We start from the raw sequence: 23275 nt of genomic DNA, 5'->3' as shown, positions 1-23275 counted from the left end.
GGGTCGCTGTGCCATCTGGTACACCCGCGCGAATCGCGTACCCCATCAGCCGATGCCGCAGGCCTGTACCAGATGGTACAGGGCTCCTTGAATCCTGAAGCGGGGTCGCTGTGCCATCTGGTACACCCACATGGCGTAGGAAATGCGACTCAGGCGTCCTGCACCATTCGGTTGTTGCCGCTGGAGTGGCCTTGCCCGGGGAAGTTGGGCTGGGCCTGTACCGTACGGAACACTCGTTAGATCCGAAGCGTAAACGACCTAGCTAAAGCTGAGTGGCAGTCGTCGTTCACGATATCGTGGTGAGTTTGGTGACGAGCAGTAGATAGGGAGCGGGGCTGCCTGCCCCGGCAGGTTTGGGGGAAATTCCAAACTTGCGCAGCAGTAACCCCGTGAAAAATTGGGGGTGGCGAGTGCAGGGCGGTGGTTGTTGACTCTGCTCTCGGTGATGCACTTTCTTTGCCATGGCTAATGTCTTTTAAAAAGGTTTTCCATGCGTGGATGGGGTGTTCTAATTTTAATATGTATATATTGACAAGTTGCGTGAAATTGTGTTTGGAAAGTGCTTGACTGGCCCGAAAACCCGTTTAAGATATTGTGAATGTCGGTGCTTCTAGAGAGAGTCTAAGTGATGTCGGTTTTCGAGCGAATAAACGTTTCCGTTAGTTCTCCTCGGTTTCTGCTTGAGGATGCTGGGAATTCTATTGACCTGTGGGTGGCCTCAGTTGAATTGTTTTGGGATGGTCAAGCTGTTCATCGATTCAAGGAGGTCTTGTTCTCTGAGTTACCACCAAAACTGGTTGGAATATTTGGCGTCTATACCAAGGACGGAGTGGCACCCGAGTTGCGCGAAGGGCAGGCGGGGAGCTATCCAAAAGCGATCTGTGCGGCTTATGGATATAAGCAGAAGGATTTTATTCTTTGTGTCCGTGGTATGACTGAACTGATGGCTAAAACGTTTCCGGGGTACGAATCAATAATCTATATGGGGCGTATTTGTGAAAAATTGGTCACCCAAGCCTATGTGAGGGCGAGGGGAGCGGAATTTTATTACAAATTTCCCGACCTGAATAAGGTTGAGTATGTCCTTGCCCCGCCTAGTGACTCTTGATGGGGTGGCGGGGTGGTGGAGTGCATGCTGCCAGTTCATCGGATATCATACTGTCCACATGTCTGATCTCGTGCAATAAAGGGATTGGTTCACGGTTGCTGGCTATATAAATTGTGTGGCCAATAACTTATATATCCCGGTTCGATATCGTTGGTTTGTGTTGTTGATTCTCGGTGCAAGTTGACCGGGATGGAGCTTTTTTGTCTTTAAGTTGGATTGTTGTCCAATAAATTCAAAGCTCCGAAGGGCGTTATGGACGATATACAGAAGGTGGCGGACTTGCTTTACGGCCCGGGCGAGGTCATGCCTGGCATCGAGATGTCATTGGAGCAGGCGTTGGAGCGTGTTAAGACGTTCATGCACTTCCCTGGGGAACCTTACTGCGTTGTGCGTAACTGGATATGGATCGATCTCATTCTGCCTGACCGTGTGCGAGAGGAATTGAAGGCGGCTGGTCAGGAGTCGGTGATGCTGTACGCCGACAGCGTGTTGTATGACAGCAATCGGCGTTTTGACGTCGGCAACTGGGTGCGCACAACGCCGCTGCTTAGCTTCAGCGAGGGCTGCTGCTTCCGCACCCGCAACACGCTCTATGTCCTGGTCGGCAGTGGCTTGCGCAAGCGAGCGGAGCTGTCCACCGTCGTGAAGATTTTCTAGACATGTGATTGCTGCTGCACGCGATCATAAAAAGGAGCAGTGAATGCATGGAGTCCACTCACGCAATGTAGATGTGCGTTGCGGTATTTGTGGCAGCAGCTAACGAATGCCAGGTTTCCGTGAAGATGACAGGAGAGCACTTAACCTGGATGGGGCCTTTGATGCTCGTCTCATCTTTTAGCGGTACCTAAATTCCACAGGCGATTTGCGTGATTCTTGTCCCGTACAACCAAGTCCCGTCATCTGTATCGACCGCCCCTCAAAGAGTTGGTCGACCCGCTGGCGGCGGAGAATGCAGCATGACGCTGACCACAGCCAAAAAACTGCGCCTTCTTGAAGCATTGCTTCAGCCATACCGAGGACACATGGTTACCGGCTACCTGGTCGACGCGCGCATACAATGCGGCTGCATAGTCGGCATTGCGTACAACGCGTGGTCGTACCAGAACGGCCAGCGAATTGATCCAACAGAAATTGTGGCAGCGGTCGAATGTGACGGCCGTTGGCTGATCGATACGTACGACCACGATTGCTTTGTCGTTGTGAACTTTCACCCGCAAGGCGGCCGTCGCTCTCTGCACCAGATGATCGCGCTGTTTCAGTCCGCAAAGCTGGTACCGCTCCCACGGCGGTGCCGCCTTCAGTAGTAGGAAATCTGCCATGCATGACCCCAATCAAAATCATGCCGACATCGTTTGCGATGTGTGCGGATGCAGCACTCACGTACCCGGCTACGGCCAGCAACACGGTACGTTGCAAGCTCTGTGGGGATACGGCTCACAGCATGACGGCGAGCGTTACCGCGTGCATTTGTGTGAGCCCTGTTTCTTTCAAACGCTGGCGTATCTTCGGCAAGAGCGGCGGATTAACAGGCTGTTTGAGGACGAGCAGCCCGTTGATGACCAAGCGTTTGGCCGGGTTGCTCGCGATGACTTTTTCGGTGAGTCGTAACTTGTGCGCCTCAGCCAAGCCGTGGACATGATGATGCGTATTCATTTGCTGTCAGACTTGCACAATGAAATCAGCCCTTTCGTGCCGGAAGTGGTTGATGCTGATGTGGTCATTTTGGCTGGTGATATCGATGTCAAAGCACGCGGTTTAGCCTGGGCCAAACAGGTCTTTTCTGGCCCGGTTCTGTATGTCCCCGGCAACCACGAATTTTATGGTGGGCATCTGAGCCGCACCTTACAAAAGATGCGGTCGGCTCAGGATGAGCGGGTTCGGGTGTTGGATCGGGATGAGGTCATCATCTCGGGGGTGCGTTTCCTCGGTGCTACGATGTGGACGGATTTTGCCGCGACGGGTAATCCGCCCATGGCATCCCTCAGCGCTCAAAATGCCATGAACGACTTCCGGCAAATTCGGACGGAAAACTACCGACGCATCCGGCCTGCTGACTTGATTGAGCTGTCGGTAAAAACGCGGGACTGGCTGCGTGCCAGGCTAGCGACCCCATTTAATGGGCAGACCGTGGTGATTACCCACCATGCGCCCACGCTGCGCTCACTTCAGGGCAATCAGCAAGCAGGAACTCACTTAGATGCCGCCTATGCGAATCGGTGGGAAGACCTTATGGGCAATGATCAAGTCGCCCTCTGGGTGCATGGCCACTCGCATGTGGCAGTCGACTATGACGTGGCGGGTACACGGGTGGTGTGCAACCCGCGAGGGTATCCCGGCGAAAAAACGGGCTTCAACGCAAGCTTGGTACTTACGCTTTAGTCATTTGGAGCTCGTCATGAACGCACTCTCTCGGTATGCCGCAGACCGCTTAGCGCAGGCTTTTAACTACCCATTCGGTGAGCCGGTAACCGCATACCTCACCAATGCCACGATAGTTTCCTGCTGTGGTATCGGCGTGGTGCATCGGCATGTTAAAGCGGAGCCTACCGGTCGGTTTCAAGATGGTCATAGGATGAGAACGTCTGACATTCTCCATGCTGAGCAGCGGGGATCCTTTTGGATTTTGCGCACCCTCAGCGGGAGCTTCTACGTGATCGTCAGCTTCCACCCGCGTGGTGGTTGGCAATCGCTTCAGACGTTTCTCAAACTTTGCGCCCAAGGCGTTCACCTGACACCTCCGCGCGTCCAGTAGTGTCTGCCATTTAGGACGAATCCATACGTAGGGCTATGTAACCCAGCCGGCTGAAGGGGGTTTCAGGATGCGTAAAGAGTTCGCCCGGGCCAGGCTGCTGCTGGCCGCGTTACCAGCACACACCATCCGGACGATTGCTGATCCGGCGTGCCTCGGACACTGAGGTCGGTGTGAAAGGTAGTGCTGGTGTATGCGACCTGGTAGGCCGCGTGGTTTTCTGCGGATATCGCAAAGCCCTCTCTGGCGATACGCCAAGCTGTGGGGAATAGGGGCGAGTCCAAACGGGCGGCAGAGCAAGCGATAGCAGGGAGCGGGTGGCTTGCCGGTGTGGTGACAGTAGGTCAGGCGGGCATGGGGTAGTTTCGGTTTTCGTGGCTAAGCTAACTCGGAGCTGAAGGCAAGGGATTGCGCAATGAACAATGCCCAGAGGTTATTTGTTGAGTGGTCGCTATGGATGACTCTATGGCTGGTCGGTGTTGGGTGGGCTGTCGTGTTGGTCTGGGGGATTGAAGCTCCCTTCCTGACCGACCACCCGTTCCACACATTCGCCCAGGAAGTGCTAGCACTTGATCGCGCCATTCTCGTGGAGGCGGCAAAGCTCATGGGCGTGCTCGTCTGGGCCTGGCTCTGCCTATTTGTCCGGGTGGGGCGCAAGAAGTAGCCGCTCGGCTCGGCAGTAGATGGGGGTTGGGTCATAGTCGGTTGTATGTTGCTGTTCGGTGGGGACAAATCCATACGTAGGGCTATGTAATCCAACCGGCTGAACCTCAAGGTCGACGAAGCGCTAATGCTTGATCTGGTGGTGGCCAATCCGATCGCTGAAGTATGTACTACTTTCGCTACACAGCGAATGCATACCCGTTAGAACGGTTAAGCACATACTCCCTAATCAGCGAGTAGATGTAAATCCCTTCATCACCAAGTGCATTCACTGCGTTGGGATAGTGTATGCGTACGTATTTGCGAAGTTGTCTGTCCTGCATCATATCCCTTATCACCCAGGCACTTCGATCCGCATAGGCGATGGGGAAGGGCAGGCTGGCAATTTCAAGTTCGCTGCTGCGGTTCTGTTGCGAGAGTTCAATCAGTACGTTGCCGAGCATTTCTTTATCGTAGGCGCTGGGGTTGCGAACAATTTCCACCATGTGCACGCTGTTCACGCGAGCCATCTCACCCAGACGGGCATTCACGCCAAAAACAAAGCGATTGGCATCGTGATCGGCATACAGCGCATAGAGTTCGCCCGTTGGCATGTCCGTCGCAAACGCGCCAAGTAAATTTTTTCTCAATGACAACACAGTGAGTTCGAGGTGGGGCAGGGCCGCCGCAATGGCGTCATAGTCTTCGTAGGCGTACCCGTCGCGCAAGAAAAGCACTTTCAATGGGCGACCGCAGGTGGCGTTGTCCAGGGCGGTAATCAGCTCGTTGGTCGAGCGTCGTTCCTTGATGCCCCGCTCAAAGGTCTCCGGCATGTGCAGTGTCGCCTGCCCATGTTTGTCTACCATTACCGGGAACGCAGGTATGTCCAGCCCTCCATAACGAGACACATCCAAGCCCAGTGCCAGATCAAAGGGCATGTCAGACTGGAGTGCACGGGGCGGGTGAAGCGCGAATTTCTCGCGCATGCCCTGGAGCAGGTGTCCCACCTTGTTGGCATTGCCGCGCTGGCCCTCATCGACAACGTGCTGGACAGCGATACCGTGTCGCATGAACTCGAATTCGATCATTCGGTTGTTAGCCAGCTGGCCATTGCTCCGGCGTCGCCAGGCCATCACCACATTTGCGCCTGGCCCGACGGTTTCAATGATGCGCTGCACAAGGGTTAGAGGCTGCTCAACGGCGATCTGCTGGTGGTAATCCAGTACCTCGAAGTTCAAGCCTAATTTCGCGGCTTGGCCGCCATTGAAAAAACCCAGGAACACTTTCTTGCTTTGTTCGCTGGTGCCATCAATAGGGTAGAGCAGCACGTTCTGACGGTTCAGCTCCGCAAGCTCGGCAGAAGAGGCGACCTGAGTCTTGAGGCTGTATTTAGCTTTCCGGCGCAGATCTCGCGATTGTTCGTAGTTCAGCTCAATGTAGCGGGCTGAGCGGGGGGGCGCCGGAGTGAACCACTCCTGGAGGGCCGATTCGAGGGCGTCGAAGACCAGAGACTTGTCTTCCATGCCGGCCCGGATGGTCTTGAAGCCTGCCGCACAGAGATCCCCCGCTTCCTCCAACTGGGCGGGAAGGCGCTTGCTACGACGATCCTCGACAAAGCCTTGCAGCGCGGTGCTGGCGGTCAGAGCCAAGTCGCCAGCAGGGTAGGCATAGGTCTTCCCGCTTCGTCCGTGGCGGCACCAGGCGATAGGAATCTCAGCGTCTGCTTTGTGTCCGGCCTCATAGGATGCCATGCGTCGTTCTATCTCAGCAGGCGCGAGGCGACCGTGGCGAACGAAGAAGTCTGCCCACCGTTCCTGGCTACCTTCCAGGTGATAGTACAAAGGTTTGCGGCTGAATCCCGTGATGACGCAGCTGTGGTTGCGGAGCTGATCAAACCCAGGCAAATGGAGAGGGCGTGATCCGCTGACTTGCAGTAAATCTTCGATGATGTCAGCGACAGCCAGTCGTTCACTGAACAGGCCTTGGTTGCGCACCGCAACGTTAAAAATGAGCTTGCCGTCTGCGGCGTGGTCGGCGCTGACCTTGGCGAATCGCGCGGACTGGAAGTTGCGATAGGTTCCGCTCACCAGCTCGGCGTAGTCACTCACGCGTATACCGCGTTGAATGGCGTCCCAGGCTATTGGTGTCTCGAGTGTTGCCAGGACATGGTGCATTGCCTGTGTCAGGCGCCGATTGCCGTCTTTAGTGCCCGGTGTGAAGCACATGAAGAGCTCGCGCACAGTGCGGGACTCTGCCACGCGCTGTCGGGTGCCTATGTCTTCTATGAGGCTGCTGTCCAGGAGGGCCGTTGCTGCTGGGCGCGCGGGTTGATCCAAGAGCCGCTCGGAGGGGGTGACCTGAAACAGGCGAAGTTGGAGGGTGTTCATTATGCCAGCACCTCCGCCAGATTCAGATGCTTGTTGAAGGGGCAATGGACACCGCTGCTGCATTGCCGGCACTGATCGGCGGTGACCTCACCCAGGCCACCACTGACCAGTGGTTCGGGGCGGAACATGCCCTCTGGTCGCGTTGTGCTGTTGCGGTACGTCTCGCGAAGCGTCTGGATTTGCTGCGCGGTTTCGCCGAACTGCTCCGCGTCAAACCGGTCGGTGTACAGCACGCGTGCGTGCTCTATTCCGACCACAACCTTGTAATTGGGGCCTTGGTTGATGTCCGGTAGCGTCGCACAGGTATCGGGCGGTGACTCATGCTCCATCAGCGTGATGTCTGCCACGTACAATATTTCCGCCAAGTATCTGCACGCGCGGCCAACGTCGATCATGCCTTGGTAGTAATTCACCTGCTGCTGCGTTTTGCTCGAGAGCATCTGCTCGTAGGCTTCGAGCTCGTCATCGCTTCGCTGTTGCTCTTCGAGGCGAGGCACGGTTTTGTAGTCGGCGACATAGATCAGATCTGGCCCCACGATTTTGATATCGGGAATACCGACGACAGGCAGCAAACCATCAGCGGTGCCGCTCAGGACTTTCCGCATGCTTTTCTCGATCAGGATTCGATAGCCAGCTCGATGGCGGTATTCCTTTAGCAGTACAAACAGCTGCGAGTTAGTCGTAATGGCGGCCAGGTGGTGGGCAAAGGCCTCGGTATAGAAGTGGAGCACGTCGTGGTGGCGTGTACGGTCGCCCAGAAAGTACATGGGGATCATGCTTTCCATCAGGACATAGAGGTCATCGGGTACCTGGGCCTTGAGAAATCGGTATGCCGAGCTTTCGTCCAGTCGGCGTTCGACAATCTGCGCGACCGCGCCCGAGATGAGGATGGCCGGGTCGACTTGGGAGGGCAGGCGCTGATTAATGAACGCCGCGCAGATGGCCGACATGGTGCTGTGGAAGAAGAAGGCGTAGGCGGGAGGTGTCAGCGGCACCATGGTGGAGACGCGTCGCATGTCTTGGAAGTAGTGATGCATGCGGCAGGTTTGCGAGCGCTCCAATTCACTGTGGGAGGTCTCGTCAAAGACGCGTACTGTCTCCGGGCTCTCGTGAGCCGTCAGTTCGCCCCAGTCCAACTCCCGGTTGTAGTAGCCGAAGTCATCCGCCCATCGGTGCATCAGCTCTACGAACACCTTGATACCGGTATCTGAAGGGCTCTCATCCCACTTCTTGCGCTTCTGGAGCACGATGCAGAGGGTGCGGGCTGCGCGGGTGATGGCGACATAGATCAGATCGCGGCACGCCTTGAAACTGGTGTCTTTGTCTCTGGCGTTCGGCTGCGGAAAGTAAAGCAGCACGTGATCCCACTCCAAGCCTTTTGAGGAGTGAATCGTGGTCAGGTCGATGACAATCTTGTCGGCGGGGGGCTGGGCTTTGCCATTGCGCTTCTGAAGCACAGCATCATGTTTCATCCCGCCAACCAAGTCGGCGAACAGGCCGCCGTACTGGTCTTTATCTGGCTTGTAGGTGAGCGTCAGTCGACCCTTGTACTTGGCGTTTTGATATGCCTCGTCCCAGACCGCACGGCGATAACCTTCTTCGGCCGAGCTGGGATTGGCCCGAACCTCGCGTCCCAGGCAGCGGGCGATTTCCCGCATGTAGGTGCGGGTTTTGATGTGCCAGAGTTGGGAGAACTCGTCGTAGATCGTCTCGCGGTCTTGGAGGAAGCGTTCGCGCTGCTCCAGGAGCCCGCGATGGCGCTGGCCTTTCACGCAGCAGTAGTCATTCAGGTGCTGGGCGAAGCTGGCCAGGCTTGTGTCCGCGTCCATATGCTCGGGGGCCAGGCCCGCATTGCGCAGGGTTGTGCGGTCGAGCTCCGAAAGGGCAAAGCGCGTGGACGCCAGGGCGCGCCACATGAGCTTCAGATAGCCCTTGGTTTCCGCCAGCGGGCGAATGGCATTGCCCTCATAGCGACCGGAGAGGAATTCGCAGGCGATCTGGTGGAAGCGGCAAGGGTGCGAGTCCGGTTTCTGTCGCACCTTCCAGAGGAGTCGCCCGTATTGAGCAATGACGTCAAAGGTGAAGCGAGCAACCATAAGTCGCAGCGCATCAGTGTTTGCGATGAACTCAGTTGCGTCGACGTCAGGCAACAGGTCGTCCAGCTTGGAATGCAGCGCATTGAAGAAAAGCTTCAGTTCTTCGGCGATGGTGTGGACGTGCTCCCCCTGCTGCCGTTGTTCGCGGATCCCTTCGGGGGTGATGTAGATACTGTTGAGGCTCCTGCGTCCTGCGATGCGCAAGCGATCCTGGGTGGTTTTATCGGACGTCAGAATGTAGGTTAGCGCGCCTGCAACCATGAGGCTGGAAAAGGGGAGCTGGTGTTTGGCCTCATGGTTGCTGTCGGGGAACCAGTACTCTGCCAGTGGCGTGTGCTTAGGCGGGCTTATCAGGTTGAAGGTGAGTCTGTCGCGCGCCTCCGGATCGACGCTGCTGATTAGGCTTTCGAGAAAGCGCACATCGTCATCTCGTATGCCCACGCGTGTGATGATGGCGGCGGTCTCTCCAGCCTTAGCCCGTTCATAGAGGTTGGCGAGCTGGGCGCGAATCCGAGCAGCGTTCTCTCCGCCGCTCAGGCTCTGGATCGGCGTGCGCTTACTGGGTTTGGCTTTCGGTTTCGCTTGCGGAGACGGTGCGGCGAACTCAGGCAGCAAGCCGAGTGCGCCCCCCTGGCGGCGCACTGGGGCTGGCGCTTGGTGCGTAGTCGGCTTGGCCGGCTCGCCAATTATCACGGTGATGGCTGCGCGTTGTTTCTCGGCTGCCGTGTCTTCCGTGATGAAGGGCTTGCCTAGGGCAATGTGCTCTGGGTCGACGATGGTCTGGATATTGCCTTGGTTGGTGAACCTTCGTTGCCGCTCTTCGCTGTAGTCGACGGCGCGTTTCGATATTTCTTCGGCAGCTTCGATGATTTCGGAACGGCAGCGATAGTTGGTCTGTAAGGCATGGTTGCTGATGCTGGCCAGGATGTCCGTGCCTTTCACAAAGTCGTTCATAAATCGCTGGAGGAAGGGGTAGTCCGACAGCGATTGGCGAAACTCGTAGAGCGTCTGGCGGCTATCCCCCACCAGAATGATCGAGGCTCCATTCAGAGCCAGTGCGCGCAGCATTAGCAGTTGCAGGAAGTCGAGATCCTGCGCCTCATCGACGGCCAGAAACTGTGGCACCCCGTAAATGTCGCGCTTTTGGTTCAGGGGAATCTTGGCGTTGTACAACCGCATCAGGGCGTCGGTGGCGACCGCGATGCAATAGTCTGGCCCACCCTCGGCCATGTTGGTGAAGGCACCCAGCCCGGCGTCGCTGGCAATATCCTCGCGGATGAGTTTGCGGGCGCGCTCCAGGTGATTGCTGGTACCGAGGTCACCCAGGATGAAGGTTTTCTCGTCTTGGTCGGCGTAGTTGGCCAGCGTGTCCAACAGCGCCGAGTCGCCGTTGGAATAGACTACCGACGAGTACAGGGCCAACCGTACAGCCCGTCGCCGCTCCTCGTCCTCATCATCCTGGGCGCCAGTTCCCGCATCTTCGAAGTAGTACGCGACCCCGCCCATATGGGGTTGCAGTTTCTTCAGCATGTTCATCGCGCTTTGGTGAATCGTGCTGAAGCAAATATTTTCTGCTGCCAGGCCCAGATCGGTGGGTGCCTCAATGGAGGACTCAATGTGCTTGCGGCGAAAGTCGTTGGCTGAGGCGTTGGTAAATGAAATGGCTTCGATGCGGTCGCTGGATATGCCGCAGCGGAGCAAGCCGTTAATGAGTGCCACGAGCAGGCGGGTTTTTCCGGAGCCGGCGCCAGCGGGAATCGAATGAATGACGGACTGCTCGCTCGATAAGAGCAAGGTCAGCGCTTCGCGATAGGCGCAGTACTGGAACTGTTGCGTTGCTTGGTCAAGTTGCGGGTGTGGACGTGCGAACACGTCCTCAAGCGAGGATGCGGTCATGATCAAATCCTTGGCGGTTCCGTGGAACCCGTTCGTTCGTGGCGGCGATGCCAAAGCATGCCAGTTTTATTCAAGGTGCTTAATTTCTATGCACCTTGATGCTTACCCATTACGCTGCACTTGGTCAATGCAGGCAGGTTCTGCTTCACGCATGAACTTCGGTGTACGAAGCCGCTGAATGCATTGCTCGCAATTCAAGTCGACTCTTGCGACACGCTATGTCGCGATGTGGTTAGAGACTGTCTCCGGTACGACTCAGGAGGCTGGTCATGAAAACTTATTCCGCGTTTCTGCAACGGGTTGTCCCGAATGCCGGGCAAAAAGCGAATCTCACCATCAGCGTCCGGGCTATCAGTTCGGAAATGGCACGCGTGACGGCAGAGGCTCAGTACCCCGGGTATAAATGTGCTAGCGCACCGGTGCAGGTACGTTAAAGCATGGCCATTGTGGACGAAATGGCCTCTAGCCTGCGCCGATGCCTGGTAGCGACTGGCGATGTTGAACGGCACAAGACAGACGTTCCGTCCTGTAGAACGGAGCACCATGGCCAAACGCTAAGGATTGCCGTGCTCACTGCCACGGACGCCCAGGCGAGAGCCTGGGCGAGGCTGCTGATGCCGTTGATCCAGAGGCCGGTGGGCAGTCGTTGGCCAGAGGTGTCGATAGCACTGCATGTGCAGAGTTGGTGCCTGCCCTTACTGGGAACCTTCGACGAGATCCACGTCGCTGACGCGAGCGGATTGCCGACTGAGCTACTTGCAGAGCTCTCGACGCAGACTGAGCTATTTAGTCTCCACTACCTCGCACCGCCGACGGTAAATCCTGGATTCAACTGGTCATCGGAAGCAGCGCTGGCAGCCTACCTCGCTCACCTGCTTCTTGTGCTGAGTGGCAGCAGCTTTTTTGGCTTATCTTGGCGTGATTATTTGGCGCACCGTAATCAGCTCGGGCATAGGCGCGGCACTTACATTCAAGCTGGTAGTTGGGATGAGTTGCGTCAGTCGATCAGGGGACTGATTTCAAGTGGCTCCCAAGTTCTGTCTGCCTTGCTGTTCCTTGAGGGTTACTCACTGACCATTGGCAATTATGTCGATGTCTGCCAATTGCTGGAGGACGTCCTGCCGATGGACTGCCGTGTGAGCGTTTGCACGTTGGCGGGCGAGGAGGAGCGGTATGGCTTTACTCTTCTTGTGACCAGCCAAGCCTGAGGCAGAGGCAGAGGCAGAGGCAGAGGGTGAACCAAAAAGCAGTGCTTCAGACTATTTCTTAAGGTTCCTGCATGATCAGAGCGTTTTCCTGAAGGTCGTCGGCAGGGGCTCCATAGTTCAAGGGGACGAGTGGCTTATGTGCGATAAAAAAACTCAAAAAGTAAACGGTTCTCCCGAGGTTGCTGGTGTCGCTCAGGAGCCTTGCCGAGAGTTGGAAGCGCAAGCCGAGGAAGCGGGAGTACCGGTCGAGTACAGCGAAGAGTTCGCCCAGCGTATTTTGGAGGCTGCCAGAGGGGAGTTTTTCGAAATCGATGCTGATGATTTCATCGCTGACCTGGAGCGCCAGCTCGAGATGCTCGAAGCAAGAGAGCGGGATCGGAAGCCGGAGTAGACACTAGCTGGCCAACTGTAATCCTGCGCGGGCGCGCTACCTCCCGGCGAACTACGCCGGTTGGATCGGCGCCCGACGGACAGCGGCCGAAGCAATGCGACACTAAATGTCGGAGGTGGGCGTTAGCCTGCTTCTGCGCCTGGGGTGAATTGGGCGAAATCTGCCAAGGAGTCACGTGCATGCACCGCGTTGATGGAGTCCGATTGTTCTCGGCGTCTGACATCTGTAATTACCTGGAATGTCAGCACCTCACCGCCACCGATCTGATCCACCTGGTATCGCCGCTGGAGAAGGCGGCAGACAGCGATGAAAATCGCCTGATCCAGGAGAAGGGCCTGGAGCACGAGGCGGCTTATCTCGACCACCTCAGACAGCAGCACCTAACCGTGGTCGATATCGCCGCCAGCGGCGCCGGATCGTTGGATGAGAGGGTAGAGCGCACTCGTCAAGCGATGGAGCAGGGCGTCGACATCCTGTTCCAGGCGACGCTGCGTGACGGCATGTACATCGGTCACGCGGACTTCCTCCGCAAAGTGCCGCACCCTTCCGTCTTGGGTGATTACAGCTACGAGGTCATCGACACCAAGCTGGCCAAAGCCCCCAAGGCGAAATTCCTGGTGCAGTTGGCCCTCTACTCGCGCCTGCTGGCCTGGCTCCAAGGAGTCACTCCCCTTCAGATGCATGTCGTGCTGGGGGGCTCGGCGCAGAGTGAGCGGTCGTTCCGGGTTGCAGACTATGCCGACTACCTCGAAAGTGTGCTGCGGCGATTCGAGGCTTTCGTCGCCCAGCAGGAACACCCCGAAACCTATCCAGAGCCCTGTGAGCACTGCAATTTTTGTAGCTGGCGCGAGCGTTGTACCGTGCAACGTGCTCAGGATGACCACCTCTCGGCGGTGGCCAACATCAGTAGGACGCAGATTCAAAAGTTGTACCACGCGGGCATCCGGACATTGCGGCAACTGGCGGAATCCACCGATGAGATGCGGGTTGCCAAGCTCAACGTCGACACCTTGGCCAAGCTACGGCACCAGGCGCGCTTGCAACACCAAGGGCGACTGCGCGGTGAGTCATTGTATGAGCTGCTGCCGCAACAGCCGGGGCTACGCGGATTTCAGCGAATCCCGGCGCCTGTCCTGGGCGATCTGTTCTTCGATATGGAAGGGGATCCTTTGGAGGACGGCGGCCTCGAGTACCTGTTTGGGCTGTACGTCCATGATGCCGAGGGGCTGCGGTTCCAACCCTTTTGGTCGCATTCGCGACTCGCCGAGAAGCAGGCTTTCGAGTCCTTCATAGACTTCGTGATGGCGCATCTCGGGCGTTACCCCCAAGCCCACATCTATCACTACGCCAGCTATGAAGAGACGGCGCTCAAGCGTCTGATGACCATGCATGGAACCCGCGAGGCTCAGGTCGATTGGCTGCTGCGAAACGGCAAGTTGATCGATCTGTACAAGGTGGTACGGGAAGCCATTCGGGTTTCCGAGCCCAGCTATTCCATCAAGTACATCGAGCATTTCTACATGGGACGCCGGGCCGGGGACGTGACCAATGCCGGCGCCAGCATCGTGTTTTACGAACGATGGAAGCAAACCCAAGACCCCGCGCTGTTGGAGATGATTGAGCGCTACAACGAAGACGACGTGCGTTCTACCTACCTGTTGCGCAATTGGTTGCTGTCGATCCGCCCGGAGGGCGTAGCCATGCGGCACGACGCGGACGGTGCGTCGACTGAGATGGTTGAGGCAGGGGCCAGTGAGCTTGAGGTGCGCCTTGAGCGCTATCGCCAGCGCCTGCTGGCCGGGTTGTCGGAGGATCGCAGTCAGTGGGGCGATGACGCGCGCGCCAGGGAGCTGGTTTCCCAGCTTCTGGACTTTCATCGCCGGGCAGACAAGCCGGTGTGGTGGGGCATGTTCCAGCGCCAGGACATGGACAACGACGAACTGCTCCAAGACATTGAAAGTTTGGCTGGCCTGGAGCGCACCGCGCAGCCGCCCATACCGGAGAAGCGTTCCTACCTGTTTCAGTACCGTTTCCCGGAGCAGGAAACCAAGCTGAGAAGTGGCTCGACTGGCAAGGTCATTGAAAGCCTCCAGGATGTCACCTTGCATGAACTGGATCTGGAGGCGCGCCTGGCCACCTTCAAGAGCAGCGCAGATCGGCAGCCACCGCCTTACTTCGACATGGGCCCGGGTGGCCCGCTGAACTCGAACGTGCTGCGCGAGGCGCTCTTTCGCTATGCCGACGCGGTGTTGACCGGCGTCCCCACCTTCCAGGCCATTGATGATTTCCTCGTCCGTCGTCGCCCGCGCTTGGTCGGTGTGGATGCGGGACTATCCCTGCTGCGCCCTGGACTGGCACCGCTGGACGCGGTGAAGCAGGCGGTGCGCAACCTGGACGCCAGCGTGCTGTTTATCCAAGGCCCGCCCGGTGCCGGGAAAACCTTCACCGGTTCACACGTGATCCTTGATCTGTTGCAAGCCGGCATGCGGATCGGGATTACCTCCAACTCCCATCATGCGATCAACAACCTGCTGCATGCAGTGGAGAGCCGCGCGGCAGAAGCGTCATTCCGCTTTACCGGACTGAAAAAATCCACGGCCGGGGCGGAGGAGACGCAGTTTTCCGGCACCTGCATCACCTCGTATGACGCCAAAGGGGAGATACTGAAGCGCTGGCAGGCGGGGGCGTCGTTGATTGCTGGTACGGCCTGGTTGTTTGCCGACGCCGACCTGGTTGAGCAGCTGGATTACCTCTTTGTCGACGAAGCTGGCCAAGTGAGCGTGGCCAATCTGGTTGCCATGGGGATGGCGGCTCGCAACCTTGTCTTGCTGGGCGATCAAATGCAGCTGGCGCAGCCGATCAAGGGGCAACACCCGGGACGTTCGGGCGACTCGGCGTTGGATTATTTGCTCGACGGCGTGGCGGCGATCCCGGCGGATCGCGGCATTTTTCTGGGGCAGTCGTGGCGCATGCACCCGGACGTGTGCGCCTTCATCTCAGCGGCCGTCTACGACGGCCAACTGTCGGCTGCCCCGGGCACCGAGCACCAAGTGCTGGTCTTGGATGGTGCCCGCCCAGAGGTGCCGGCGACGGGGTTGTACTTCCATCCCGTGGTGCATGATGCCAATAGCCAGAGTTCCGCCGAAGAAGCTGCGGTGGTGGGCGAGCTGTACCGGTACTTCCTGAGTCAACGCTATGTGGACAAGCACGGCCATGAGCATCCGATTCGGCCGGACAACATCCTGGTGGTGGCTCCCTACAACCTGCAAGTACAGTTGTTGAAAGCCCAGTTGCCGAACGGGGCCCGGGTGGGGACAGTGGACAAGTTCCAAGGTCAGGAAGCGGAAATCGTCATTGTCTCGATGACCACCTCCAGTGAAGACTACCTGCCCCGCGACATCGGTTTTTTGTATTCGCGTAATCGCCTGAACGTTGCGGTCAGTCGCGCCAAATCCTTAGCGTGCGTGGTCGCCAGCCCAGCGCTGACAGCGATTCGGTGCCGGACGCCTGAGGAGATGGCGCTGGTGAATACACTGTGCAAGTTGATTGACTTCGGAACCCCCGGCGCGTCCCGGTGACGTACTCGGGCAATGGCCGCTGGTGGGGTGGGGCCACCCTCGCGCGCGCCGTCCTGGATCTGTGAACGTGAGTCGGAACAATGATCGATCAAACCCTGCTGACCCAGATTGCCGCGAACCTCAGTGCGCTCGCGGCACGCATCGAGGGCGCCTCTGTCGAATCCTGCCGTACCCTGTCGCTGCCGTTCGCCGCGATACGTGAAGGTTATCCACGGGACGGCTTGGCCGGACTGGATGACTGGGCCGAGAGCGCCCAGGCCGGCGCTCAATACATCTACCGAATTGCCGTGTCGGAGCAGGTTGCGCGGGACACCCTGCATGCGGCCTTCCGCGACGCCAAGGATCAGAAGTTGGGGGGACGTGCCTACGCGCGACTCCATCAGGCCTCGCACATGCTGTACGTGGGCAGTTCGAGCGCCTTGATGAGCCGACTCAAACAGCATCTGGGGTTCGGGCCCAAAGGGACGTATGCGATGCAGATCTGCCATTGGCTACCCGCCATCGAGGGTGACCTTAAGATCCAGGTTTGGCGTTTTGCCGCAGACGTGCCCAAGGAGGTCATTCAGGCGATAGAAGATGGGCTCTGGGCGGCAAGCAGCCCGATGTTTGGACGCCAAGGCGCTCGCTAATCCGCTCGCCGCTTAAGCAATCCAATCCGTTACTATACCGGGCGCTCACTGAGCAAGGAGAATCCCCCGTGGCACAGCGTGACGATGCAACCATCAACTGGGTACCGACCGGCCATCCGTTCCCGAAGGTGCTGGGGCACTACCTCAGTTTCCGCAAGCAAGCGACGGGCCGTACGACTGCGAGCGATTTCCAGGACTGGTTGATCGGTGGCCAGCTAATCAACAAGGCCTCCACCGCGCAGGCCTATTGTTTCCCCCTGCGGACGACGGAGTTCGACCTGACCGCTCGCACCGTGCCGAGCCTCGAGATCATTGCCCATGGCGGTTGGGAAGGATTGCTCGAAGCCACGGGAGGGCAAGACTGCTTCCTGCCGGGTCTTGCGGGGGAGCACGTCTGTTTGGTGGACGTTTGGCTGGTGGGGTATCTGACCGAGTGTGCGCGGCAGGCAGGTCAGCGCCCGCAGGAACTGTTGGTCTTGCTTGGCTTTGCCGGCACGGAGAGCTCCGCCAGCACGCTGCTGTATGTCGGGCGCAGCGTGGGGCAACACTTCGGCCTGTTGGACACCGATGACCTGCCGACTGCATCGTTTGAGGTGTTCTACCGCTATCTGCGTCGCTCACTCGCGCTGGGGCGGTAAGGCGGCGCAGTCGGTCGATCTCGACCAAGTGGGGCGACCTGTGCCTCACATTGCTAATGTTCAGTTCAGCAAATCGAGAGGAGCGTCAGCATGAAACTTGGTGTGCTGGTCTTGGGCGTCTTGGTTGGTTGTTGCCTGTTATTCCTGGCACTTCGACGGCTCAAGCGAACCGTTCAAGTCATGCTTGCCGTGATGTTCCTGATCATCGGAACAGCTTCTGCCTGGATGCTTGGCGTCACAACCGAGCTTGTCCTTCCCGGGGGACGCGGAATCGCTGCCGGCGCAGGCGCGGGTGGACTTGCGGGATATGTTGCGTCGCTTTTTCTGGGCACTTTGGGCGTTGCCACGGGCGGCGTCGCGTTTGCCGTGGGGGCTGTCGCCATGACCGTAATCTTTAGCGTTGTGGGGGCGCTGGGCGCAACCGCAGCGGGCTTCGGTTTGAGGACGGTGCACAGTTGGGTCATTGCCGTCCCTATCGTGCTCCTGGCGCTCGCGCTGTTGATCCGCAGACCGGTACCTGCCGCTTCCCCTGATAAGGCACCCTCGGCGGGGGTGGAGGAATAGGCCCAACCGCGCCGGTCTGTTATCCAGCGGGCATCTGCGTCAGCCGGTTCACGCGGAATACAGCGAAGCCGTCTTGCGCGCCTTTTCCCCCACCTCGTGGCGCAGGGCCGCCGGCGCCAGAACTTCCACGCTGTCGCCCTGCGCCAACAGCCATAACTCCAGGCCCTGGCTGTGCAGGATGTCACAGCTCAACACCCCGCCACCTTGGCTGTCGGGCGTTAGGGTCTGCTGCGGGTGCAGGGGGTTTTCTGAGAGCCGTTCGAACATCGCCTTGTTGACATGCAGCTCGAGCCTGATCGGCACGTCGGACATCAGTGTGACAAAGCTGTGCTTCTTCACCTCCTCCCGCATATCAAAATTGGCCGGGATCTCCGCGAAGGCCCAGCCGGGTGGATCGACCCGCTTGAAGCGGTGGAGGGGTAGGGCGCGAACGAGCGATTCTCCCCGGTAGGTGCAGGCCAGATAGAGATTGCCGTCCTGGAATGATAGGCCCAGCGGGTTGATTTCGATCTCGTGATCGGTACCCTTGTTGCGCGAGTGGTACAGGGCCTTGACGGCGCAGTTGGTACGCAGCGCACTTTGGATGTTGCCCAGCACATCGGGGTCGACCGCTGCGGGTTGCAACTGCACGAAACGCGTGTGACTGACGATCTTCTTCGACCAGTCGCGGTCACTGCCCCAATCCGAGGAGTGACTTTCCACGATGCCCTTGGCATGGCGATACAAGGGTTCCAAGTCGTCCAGCAAGGCCGAGGCACAGAACGGGCGGGCGTGGTCAATGAGCATGGACAGCGTCAGCGCTGTGTTGGGCGGCAAGGCCAGTTGCGGCACTTTCTTACTCAACCACCAGCGATTCGTGCGGCCATCCACATACGAATGCAAGTAGCTGAACTCGTCGAGCTGCGTCAGGTTACAGAGGTTGCGCTCCAAGGTGCGCTTGCTGAGCTTGAATTTGGCCTGGAGCAGCTTTTCGTGTAAGTCCGGCGTACTGATCGCGTCCTCGCGGCGCTGCGGCAGAATCGTGAGCATGTGCAGCAGCCGGCGGGCTGTTTTGTCGGGGCGTTTAGCGCTGTGTTGAGATGCCGACACTTGTTACTCCTTTCCCTGAGCCAAGCAGTACCTTCGTTGACGCAGGCTGACGACATCCACTGCGCAATTTGGAGTGGCAACGGAACTGACGTCATCAGCGCGCTTTGCGCGTTGCGCACAACAATACCTTGTGATGGCGGGAGAGTGCAGTGTAGTAGTCAACCCATCCCGGACAGTGGGTTGACCGCGCTGCCACCTCGGCCACGGGGAGGCCGCGCTCGGTCACTTGCTTGACCGCTTCGATTTTGAATTCTTTGGGGTAACGCTGGTTGCTCATGGCACCTCCTAACGGGCCTCATTATGAGGCTTGGAGGTGTCTACGAAATTAGGGGCGATTCAGCCGTAGGCATCGCAGCGTGCAAGCCAGCGTGACCATCGCGCCAAAACTTCTGGCGAGCTTGTCGTAGCGGGTGCCGATTCTCCGGTTCTCTTTCAGCCAGCCAAACATCCGCTCGATGATGTTCCGTTGCCGGTATTTCGGACGATCAAACAGCCGGGGTAGTCCTGGCTTGGGTTTGCGCTTCATGGTGCGCTGCGGAATCACCGGCTGCATGCGGTAGCGGTCGCAGTACTGGCGCAGATGCTCGGCATCGTAACCTTTGCCTGCCAGTAACCAACGGCAGCGCTTACGAGGCCGTCCCGACTTTCCGGGGAGACGCACCTGATCCAAGAGCGGCTGAGCATGTGCAATGTCGCTGGCCTGCCCTGGTCACGGCACGAAGCGAAGAGGTATCCCATTGGCATCGCAGATCAGGTGAATCTTGGTGGTCAAGCCGCCTCGACTACGTCCCAACGTATGGTCTACCGGTTCTTCTGCCCCCCCTTTTTTCCCGGCGCCTGAAGAGGCTTGCACGTACCGCAGTGGAGTCGATTATCCAGGTGTCCAGATCGATCAAGCCTTCCTGATTCAACCGGACGTGCAATCGCTCAAGTACTCGGTCAAACGTGCCGTCGTCTCGCCCGGTGACGCATGAGTTGTAGGTTAAGAACGGGGCGTCGGGGGTATGTGCACACATAAGCAGCCTGGGTCGCCATAAAGTGTTAAACGATATGACGGAGGGCAATACGGTAAGGACTCCTCCGGGATGTAGTTGTTGGCTAGCTGCTCAACTGCGGAGGCTGGGGGGCAGGGGCGTTTGCCCCAAGATTTCTGGGGCAAACCGTTGGGGCAAAATCCAGACCGGTGCAGAACGCTGCAAACCGTAACCCTTTGACTGCTCTGGTATCGGGTCTGCGCAGGGCGGCGGTGGCGTTCTGCTAGTAGCGTTCAAATCCCTATCTTCCCGCCATATTCGATAGCCTAAGCCCCTGAAATTCTTAGAGTTTCAGGGGTTTTTGCGTTCTGGCTTCTGCCAACTGTCGAAGAAGTGTCGAAAGTCTTCGACAGGTCCGAAAGCGCCGGCATGGGCGCATACTGGAAGGCATCGAGTTTCCTTCCTGGCGAGGGCCTTCGATGTCTCATCCGCCTCCGGTAACCCACGGCGTTCCTGGCTTCGATGAGGACGCGGAAAAACTGCTCGGAGTCGTCCAGCGCACCGTGGCCGAGTTGCGGCCACAAGCGGCGCCGGGATTGCGCGTCAGTTTGCACAGCGTGCTTGACCGCGACTTAGGCGTGGACAGTCTGGCGCGGGTCGAGCTCTGGTCGCGTATCGAACACGAGTTCGGCGTGCGTCTGCCGCAGGAGCTGTTCGCCTCGGCCAATACACCCGCTGATGTGCTGCAGGTGCTACGCGGCCGCTCCGCCGGCCGGTCTGGCCAGCCAGCCTCCACGGCAGATCCCGTTGCACCCGAGATCGTCGAGTGGCAGGCCCCGGATACCGCACGCACCCTGGTCGATGTATTGAACTGGCATGCAGATCATCAGCCAGGGCATACCCATGTGCGCCTGCTGGGTGATGGCGACCGCCCGGAGGACATCAGCTACGGGGACTTGCAGCGCGAAGCGCGGCGGGTGGCGGCGGGGCTGCAACGCGGTGGCTTGCGCGCCGGACAAACCGCGGCGCTGATGTTGCCGACCGGTCGCGATTTTCTTCGGGGCTTCTTCGGCATCCTGCTGGCCGGTGGCATCCCGGTGCCCATCTACCCGCCGTTGCGCCTGTCGCAGATCGAGGATCACCTGCGGCGCCAGGCTGGCATTCTGCGCAATGCCGAGGCCAGGGTCCTGGTCACGGTGACGGAGGCGAAGCTGCTTGCCCAGTTGCTCCGGTCCCAGGTTCCGAGCCTTGCGAGAGTCGTCAGCGTGGCCGAGTTGGAGGGCGAGGAACAGGAATGCATGACGCCGACGCGGCTACCCGCAGATATTGCTTTCCTGCAGTACACCTCAGGCAGCACCGGCCAGCCCAAGGGGGTGATGGTGAGTCATGCCAACCTGCTGGCCAACCTTCGCGCGATGGGTACTTCGCTCCAGGTGGGGCCGCGGGATGTGTTCGTCAGTTGGTTGCCCATGTACCACGACATGGGGCTGATAGGCGCCTGGCTGGGCAGCCTGTACTACGGCTTCAGCCTCGTGCTGATGTCGCCGCTGGCTTTCCTGGCCAGGCCGGCACGTTGGTTGTGGGAGATCCATCGTTTTCGCGGCACCCTGTCGGCGGCCCCCAACTTCGCCTACGAACTGTGCCTGAGCAAGATCAATGACGCCGAGCTCGAAGGGCTGGACCTGAGCAGTTGGCGCCTAGCCCTCAATGGCGCTGAGCCGGTCAACCCGGGCACTTTGCAGCGCTTTGCCGAGCGTTTTGCCCCCTACGGCCTGGAGCCCGGTGCGCTGGCACCGGTCTACGGCCTTGCCGAAGGCACCTTGGGTGTAGCCTTCCCGCCACTGGGGCGTGGGCTGCGGGTCGATCGGGTGCAGCGCGAGGCTTTCCAGGTCCGGGGGCAGGCCCTTCCCGCAGAAATCGACGACGGCGCCACCCTGAGCTTCGCCTCCTGCGGCCGGCCCTTGCCGGGCCACCAACTGCGCATAGTCGATGGCAATGGCATCGAGTTGCCCGAGCGCCGGGAAGGCCGTCTGCAATTCAGCGGGCCGTCCACCAGCGCCGGTTACTACCGCGCTTCGGAGGAGACTCACCGGGTGCTGCGCGATGGTTGGATGGACTCCCTCGACCTGGCCTACATGGCTGATGGCGAGCTCTACCTCACCGGGCGGTCCAAGGACTTGATCATCCGCGCTGGACGCAACATCTACCCCTACGATGTCGAAGCGGCTGTCGGAGGCCTCGCGGGCCTGCGGAAGGGCTGCATTGCGGTATTCGGCAGCCCGGATCCGGCCACGGGCACCGATCGACTGGTGGTGATGGCGGAAAGTGCCGAGAAGGACCCGGCTGCGCGGCAGCGTTTGCGTCAGGCGATCAATCGAGTGGTGGTCGACCTTGCCGGAGTGCCGCCTGACGACATCGTCCTGGCGCCGCCCCGGAGCGTGCTCAAAACCTCCAGCGGCAAGATCCGCCGGGCCGCCTGCCGCGAGCTGTACCTGCGTGACGAAGTGGGTCGGCCTGGCCTGGCCCCGTGGCGCCAGGTGCTGCGCTTGCTGGCGCAGACCCTCCACGGCTATCTCGGACGTGCTTGGCGATCGGGCCGTAACCTACCGTACGCCGTCTATATCTGGCTGCTGTTCTGGCTGGTCGCGCCGCTGACCTGGCTGGGCGTGGTGATACTGCCGAGTCAGCGCTGGTGCCGCGTCTTTACCCAGCTGGCCGCGCGTCTGTTTGTGCGCCTGGCCGGGGTGCCGTTCAGCGTCGAGGGCGTGGAGCACATGCCAAGGAGTGGGCCGAGCGTGCTGGCCGCCAATCATGCCAGCTACCTCGACGGTGTCATCCTTTGCGCGGCGCTGCCGCCACGGTTCGCCTTCGTTGCCAAGCGCGAGCTGGCCAGCCAGTGGATCGCGGGCTTGTTCCTGCGCAAGCTCGGCGCGCGCTTCGTCGAGCGCTTCGACCTGCAACGCAGCGTCGCGGACAGTGAGGCCCTGACCGAGGCGCTGGGGTCTGGCCAGGCCCTGGTGTTCTTCCCGGAAGGGACTTTCAGCCGCGCGCAGGGTCTGCGCCCCTTCCACATGGGCGCCTTCATGCTCGCCGCGAATGCGGGCGTTCCTCTGGTACCGGTCGCCATCCGTGGCACGCGCACGGTACTGCGTGACGGCCAGTGGTTCCCGTTGAGGGAAGCGATCCACGTCAGCCTGTGCGCGCCATTGCTGGCGCAAGGGCCCGGCTGGTCGGGGGCTATCAGCCTGCGGGATGCGGCGAGGGCGGAATTGCTGGAGCACCTGGATGAATCCGAACGCGCCCTGAGTTCCGCGTGAGTTTGTGAC

18 protein-coding genes and 2 pseudogenes are annotated in these 23275 nt (G+C 59.2%); 14 read left to right on the top strand and 6 right to left on the bottom strand.

What is annotated here, in order from left to right; translation table 11 throughout:
• Positions 1-628: 628 nt before the first annotated feature.
• The 5 genes from FFS60_RS20750 (at position 629) to FFS60_RS20730 (ending at position 3487) form a co-directional block, all read left to right on the top strand.
• Complete coding sequence (locus FFS60_RS20750; RefSeq protein ID WP_137823030.1) at positions 629-1108, top strand: hypothetical protein; 480 nt, start codon at positions 629-631, stop codon at positions 1106-1108.
• Positions 1109-1360: 252 nt separating this feature from the next.
• On the top strand, positions 1361-1765 hold the full coding sequence (locus FFS60_RS20745) for a hypothetical protein (protein WP_137823029.1): 405 nt from the start codon (positions 1361-1363) through the stop codon (positions 1763-1765).
• Positions 1766-2064: 299 nt separating this feature from the next.
• Positions 2065-2412, top strand: a complete 348-nt coding sequence (locus tag FFS60_RS20740; RefSeq protein ID WP_137823028.1) for a hypothetical protein — start codon at positions 2065-2067, stop codon at positions 2410-2412.
• 13 nt (positions 2413-2425) lie between these two features.
• Complete coding sequence (locus FFS60_RS29475) at positions 2426-2716, top strand: hypothetical protein (protein WP_137823027.1); 291 nt, start codon at positions 2426-2428, stop codon at positions 2714-2716.
• Positions 2717-2749: 33 nt separating this feature from the next.
• Positions 2750-3487: a metallophosphoesterase family protein gene (locus FFS60_RS20730; protein WP_137823032.1), complete on the top strand. Its 738-nt coding sequence runs from the start codon at positions 2750-2752 to the stop codon at positions 3485-3487.
• Positions 3488-3536: 49 nt separating this feature from the next.
• On the opposite strand, the gene FFS60_RS28755 is transcribed toward FFS60_RS20730, so the two are convergent.
• Positions 3537-3836 carry a hypothetical protein gene (locus tag FFS60_RS28755; protein ID WP_171016550.1) on the bottom strand — a complete coding sequence of 100 codons (300 nt, stop codon included), beginning with the start codon at positions 3834-3836 and terminating at the stop codon, positions 3537-3539.
• A 436-nt stretch (positions 3837-4272) separates the two neighbouring features.
• Between FFS60_RS28755 and FFS60_RS20720 the strand changes: the two genes are divergently transcribed.
• Positions 4273-4521, top strand: coding sequence for a hypothetical protein (locus tag FFS60_RS20720; RefSeq protein ID WP_137823025.1), 249 nt, complete (start codon positions 4273-4275; stop codon positions 4519-4521).
• Between the two features lie 178 nt (positions 4522-4699).
• Here FFS60_RS20720 and FFS60_RS20715 read toward each other — a convergent pair whose 3' ends face one another.
• Positions 4700-6886, bottom strand: a complete 2187-nt coding sequence (locus FFS60_RS20715; RefSeq protein WP_137823024.1) for a hypothetical protein — start codon at positions 6884-6886, stop codon at positions 4700-4702.
• On the bottom strand, positions 6886-10878 hold the full coding sequence (locus FFS60_RS20710) for a UvrD-helicase domain-containing protein (protein WP_137823023.1): 3993 nt from the start codon (positions 10876-10878) through the stop codon (positions 6886-6888). The genes FFS60_RS20715 and FFS60_RS20710 overlap by 1 nt, the downstream gene beginning before the upstream one ends.
• Before the next feature lie 269 nt (positions 10879-11147).
• Here FFS60_RS20710 and FFS60_RS28750 point away from each other — a divergent pair, with 269 nt between their 5' ends.
• From FFS60_RS28750 to FFS60_RS20680, 7 genes are all read left to right on the top strand, one after another.
• Positions 11148-11312: a hypothetical protein gene (locus tag FFS60_RS28750; RefSeq protein WP_171016549.1), complete on the top strand. Its 165-nt coding sequence runs from the start codon at positions 11148-11150 to the stop codon at positions 11310-11312.
• A gap of 3 nt (positions 11313-11315) precedes the next feature.
• A complete protein-coding gene (locus tag FFS60_RS20705) occupies positions 11316-12086 on the top strand; it encodes a hypothetical protein (RefSeq protein ID WP_137823022.1) in 771 nt (256 codons plus the stop codon).
• A 136-nt stretch (positions 12087-12222) separates the two neighbouring features.
• Positions 12223-12477 (top strand): hypothetical protein, encoded by a 255-nt coding sequence (locus FFS60_RS20700; protein WP_137823021.1) that lies wholly within the window; start codon positions 12223-12225, stop codon positions 12475-12477.
• 179 nt (positions 12478-12656) lie between these two features.
• Positions 12657-16055 (top strand): TM0106 family RecB-like putative nuclease, encoded by a 3399-nt coding sequence (locus tag FFS60_RS20695; protein ID WP_137823020.1) that lies wholly within the window; start codon positions 12657-12659, stop codon positions 16053-16055.
• Positions 16056-16135: 80 nt separating this feature from the next.
• A complete protein-coding gene (locus tag FFS60_RS20690) occupies positions 16136-16684 on the top strand; it encodes a GIY-YIG nuclease family protein (RefSeq protein ID WP_137823019.1) in 549 nt (182 codons plus the stop codon).
• A gap of 68 nt (positions 16685-16752) precedes the next feature.
• Positions 16753-17322: a hypothetical protein gene (locus FFS60_RS20685; RefSeq protein ID WP_137823018.1), complete on the top strand. Its 570-nt coding sequence runs from the start codon at positions 16753-16755 to the stop codon at positions 17320-17322.
• 90 nt (positions 17323-17412) lie between these two features.
• Positions 17413-17886: a hypothetical protein gene (locus tag FFS60_RS20680; protein WP_137823017.1), complete on the top strand. Its 474-nt coding sequence runs from the start codon at positions 17413-17415 to the stop codon at positions 17884-17886.
• 48 nt (positions 17887-17934) lie between these two features.
• Here the strand turns inward: FFS60_RS20680 and FFS60_RS20675 are convergent, their stop codons facing one another.
• The 3 genes and pseudogenes from FFS60_RS20675 to FFS60_RS20665 all read right to left on the bottom strand — a co-directional run.
• Positions 17935-18975 (bottom strand): YafY family protein, encoded by a 1041-nt coding sequence (locus tag FFS60_RS20675; protein ID WP_137823016.1) that lies wholly within the window; start codon positions 18973-18975, stop codon positions 17935-17937.
• 184 nt (positions 18976-19159) lie between these two features.
• Positions 19160-19252, bottom strand: a pseudogene (locus FFS60_RS20670) (transposase); the annotation flags it as partial.
• A 48-nt stretch (positions 19253-19300) separates the two neighbouring features.
• Positions 19301-19934, bottom strand: a pseudogene (locus tag FFS60_RS20665) (IS5 family transposase); the annotation flags it as partial.
• 494 nt (positions 19935-20428) lie between these two features.
• On the opposite strand from FFS60_RS20665, the gene FFS60_RS20660 reads away from it, so the two are divergent.
• Entirely contained in the window at positions 20429-23266 is a 2838-nt protein-coding gene (locus FFS60_RS20660; RefSeq protein WP_137823015.1) for an AMP-binding protein, read from the top strand.
• Positions 23267-23275 lie beyond the last annotated feature (9 nt).

The sequence above is a fragment of the Pseudomonas sp. D(2018) genome, assembly GCF_005502555.1.
Taxonomy (GTDB): Bacteria; Pseudomonadota; Gammaproteobacteria; order Pseudomonadales; family Pseudomonadaceae; genus Metapseudomonas; species Metapseudomonas resinovorans.
The sequence above is the reverse complement of the archived record's forward strand: the minus strand, read 5'-3'. Positions and strand labels throughout refer to the sequence as shown.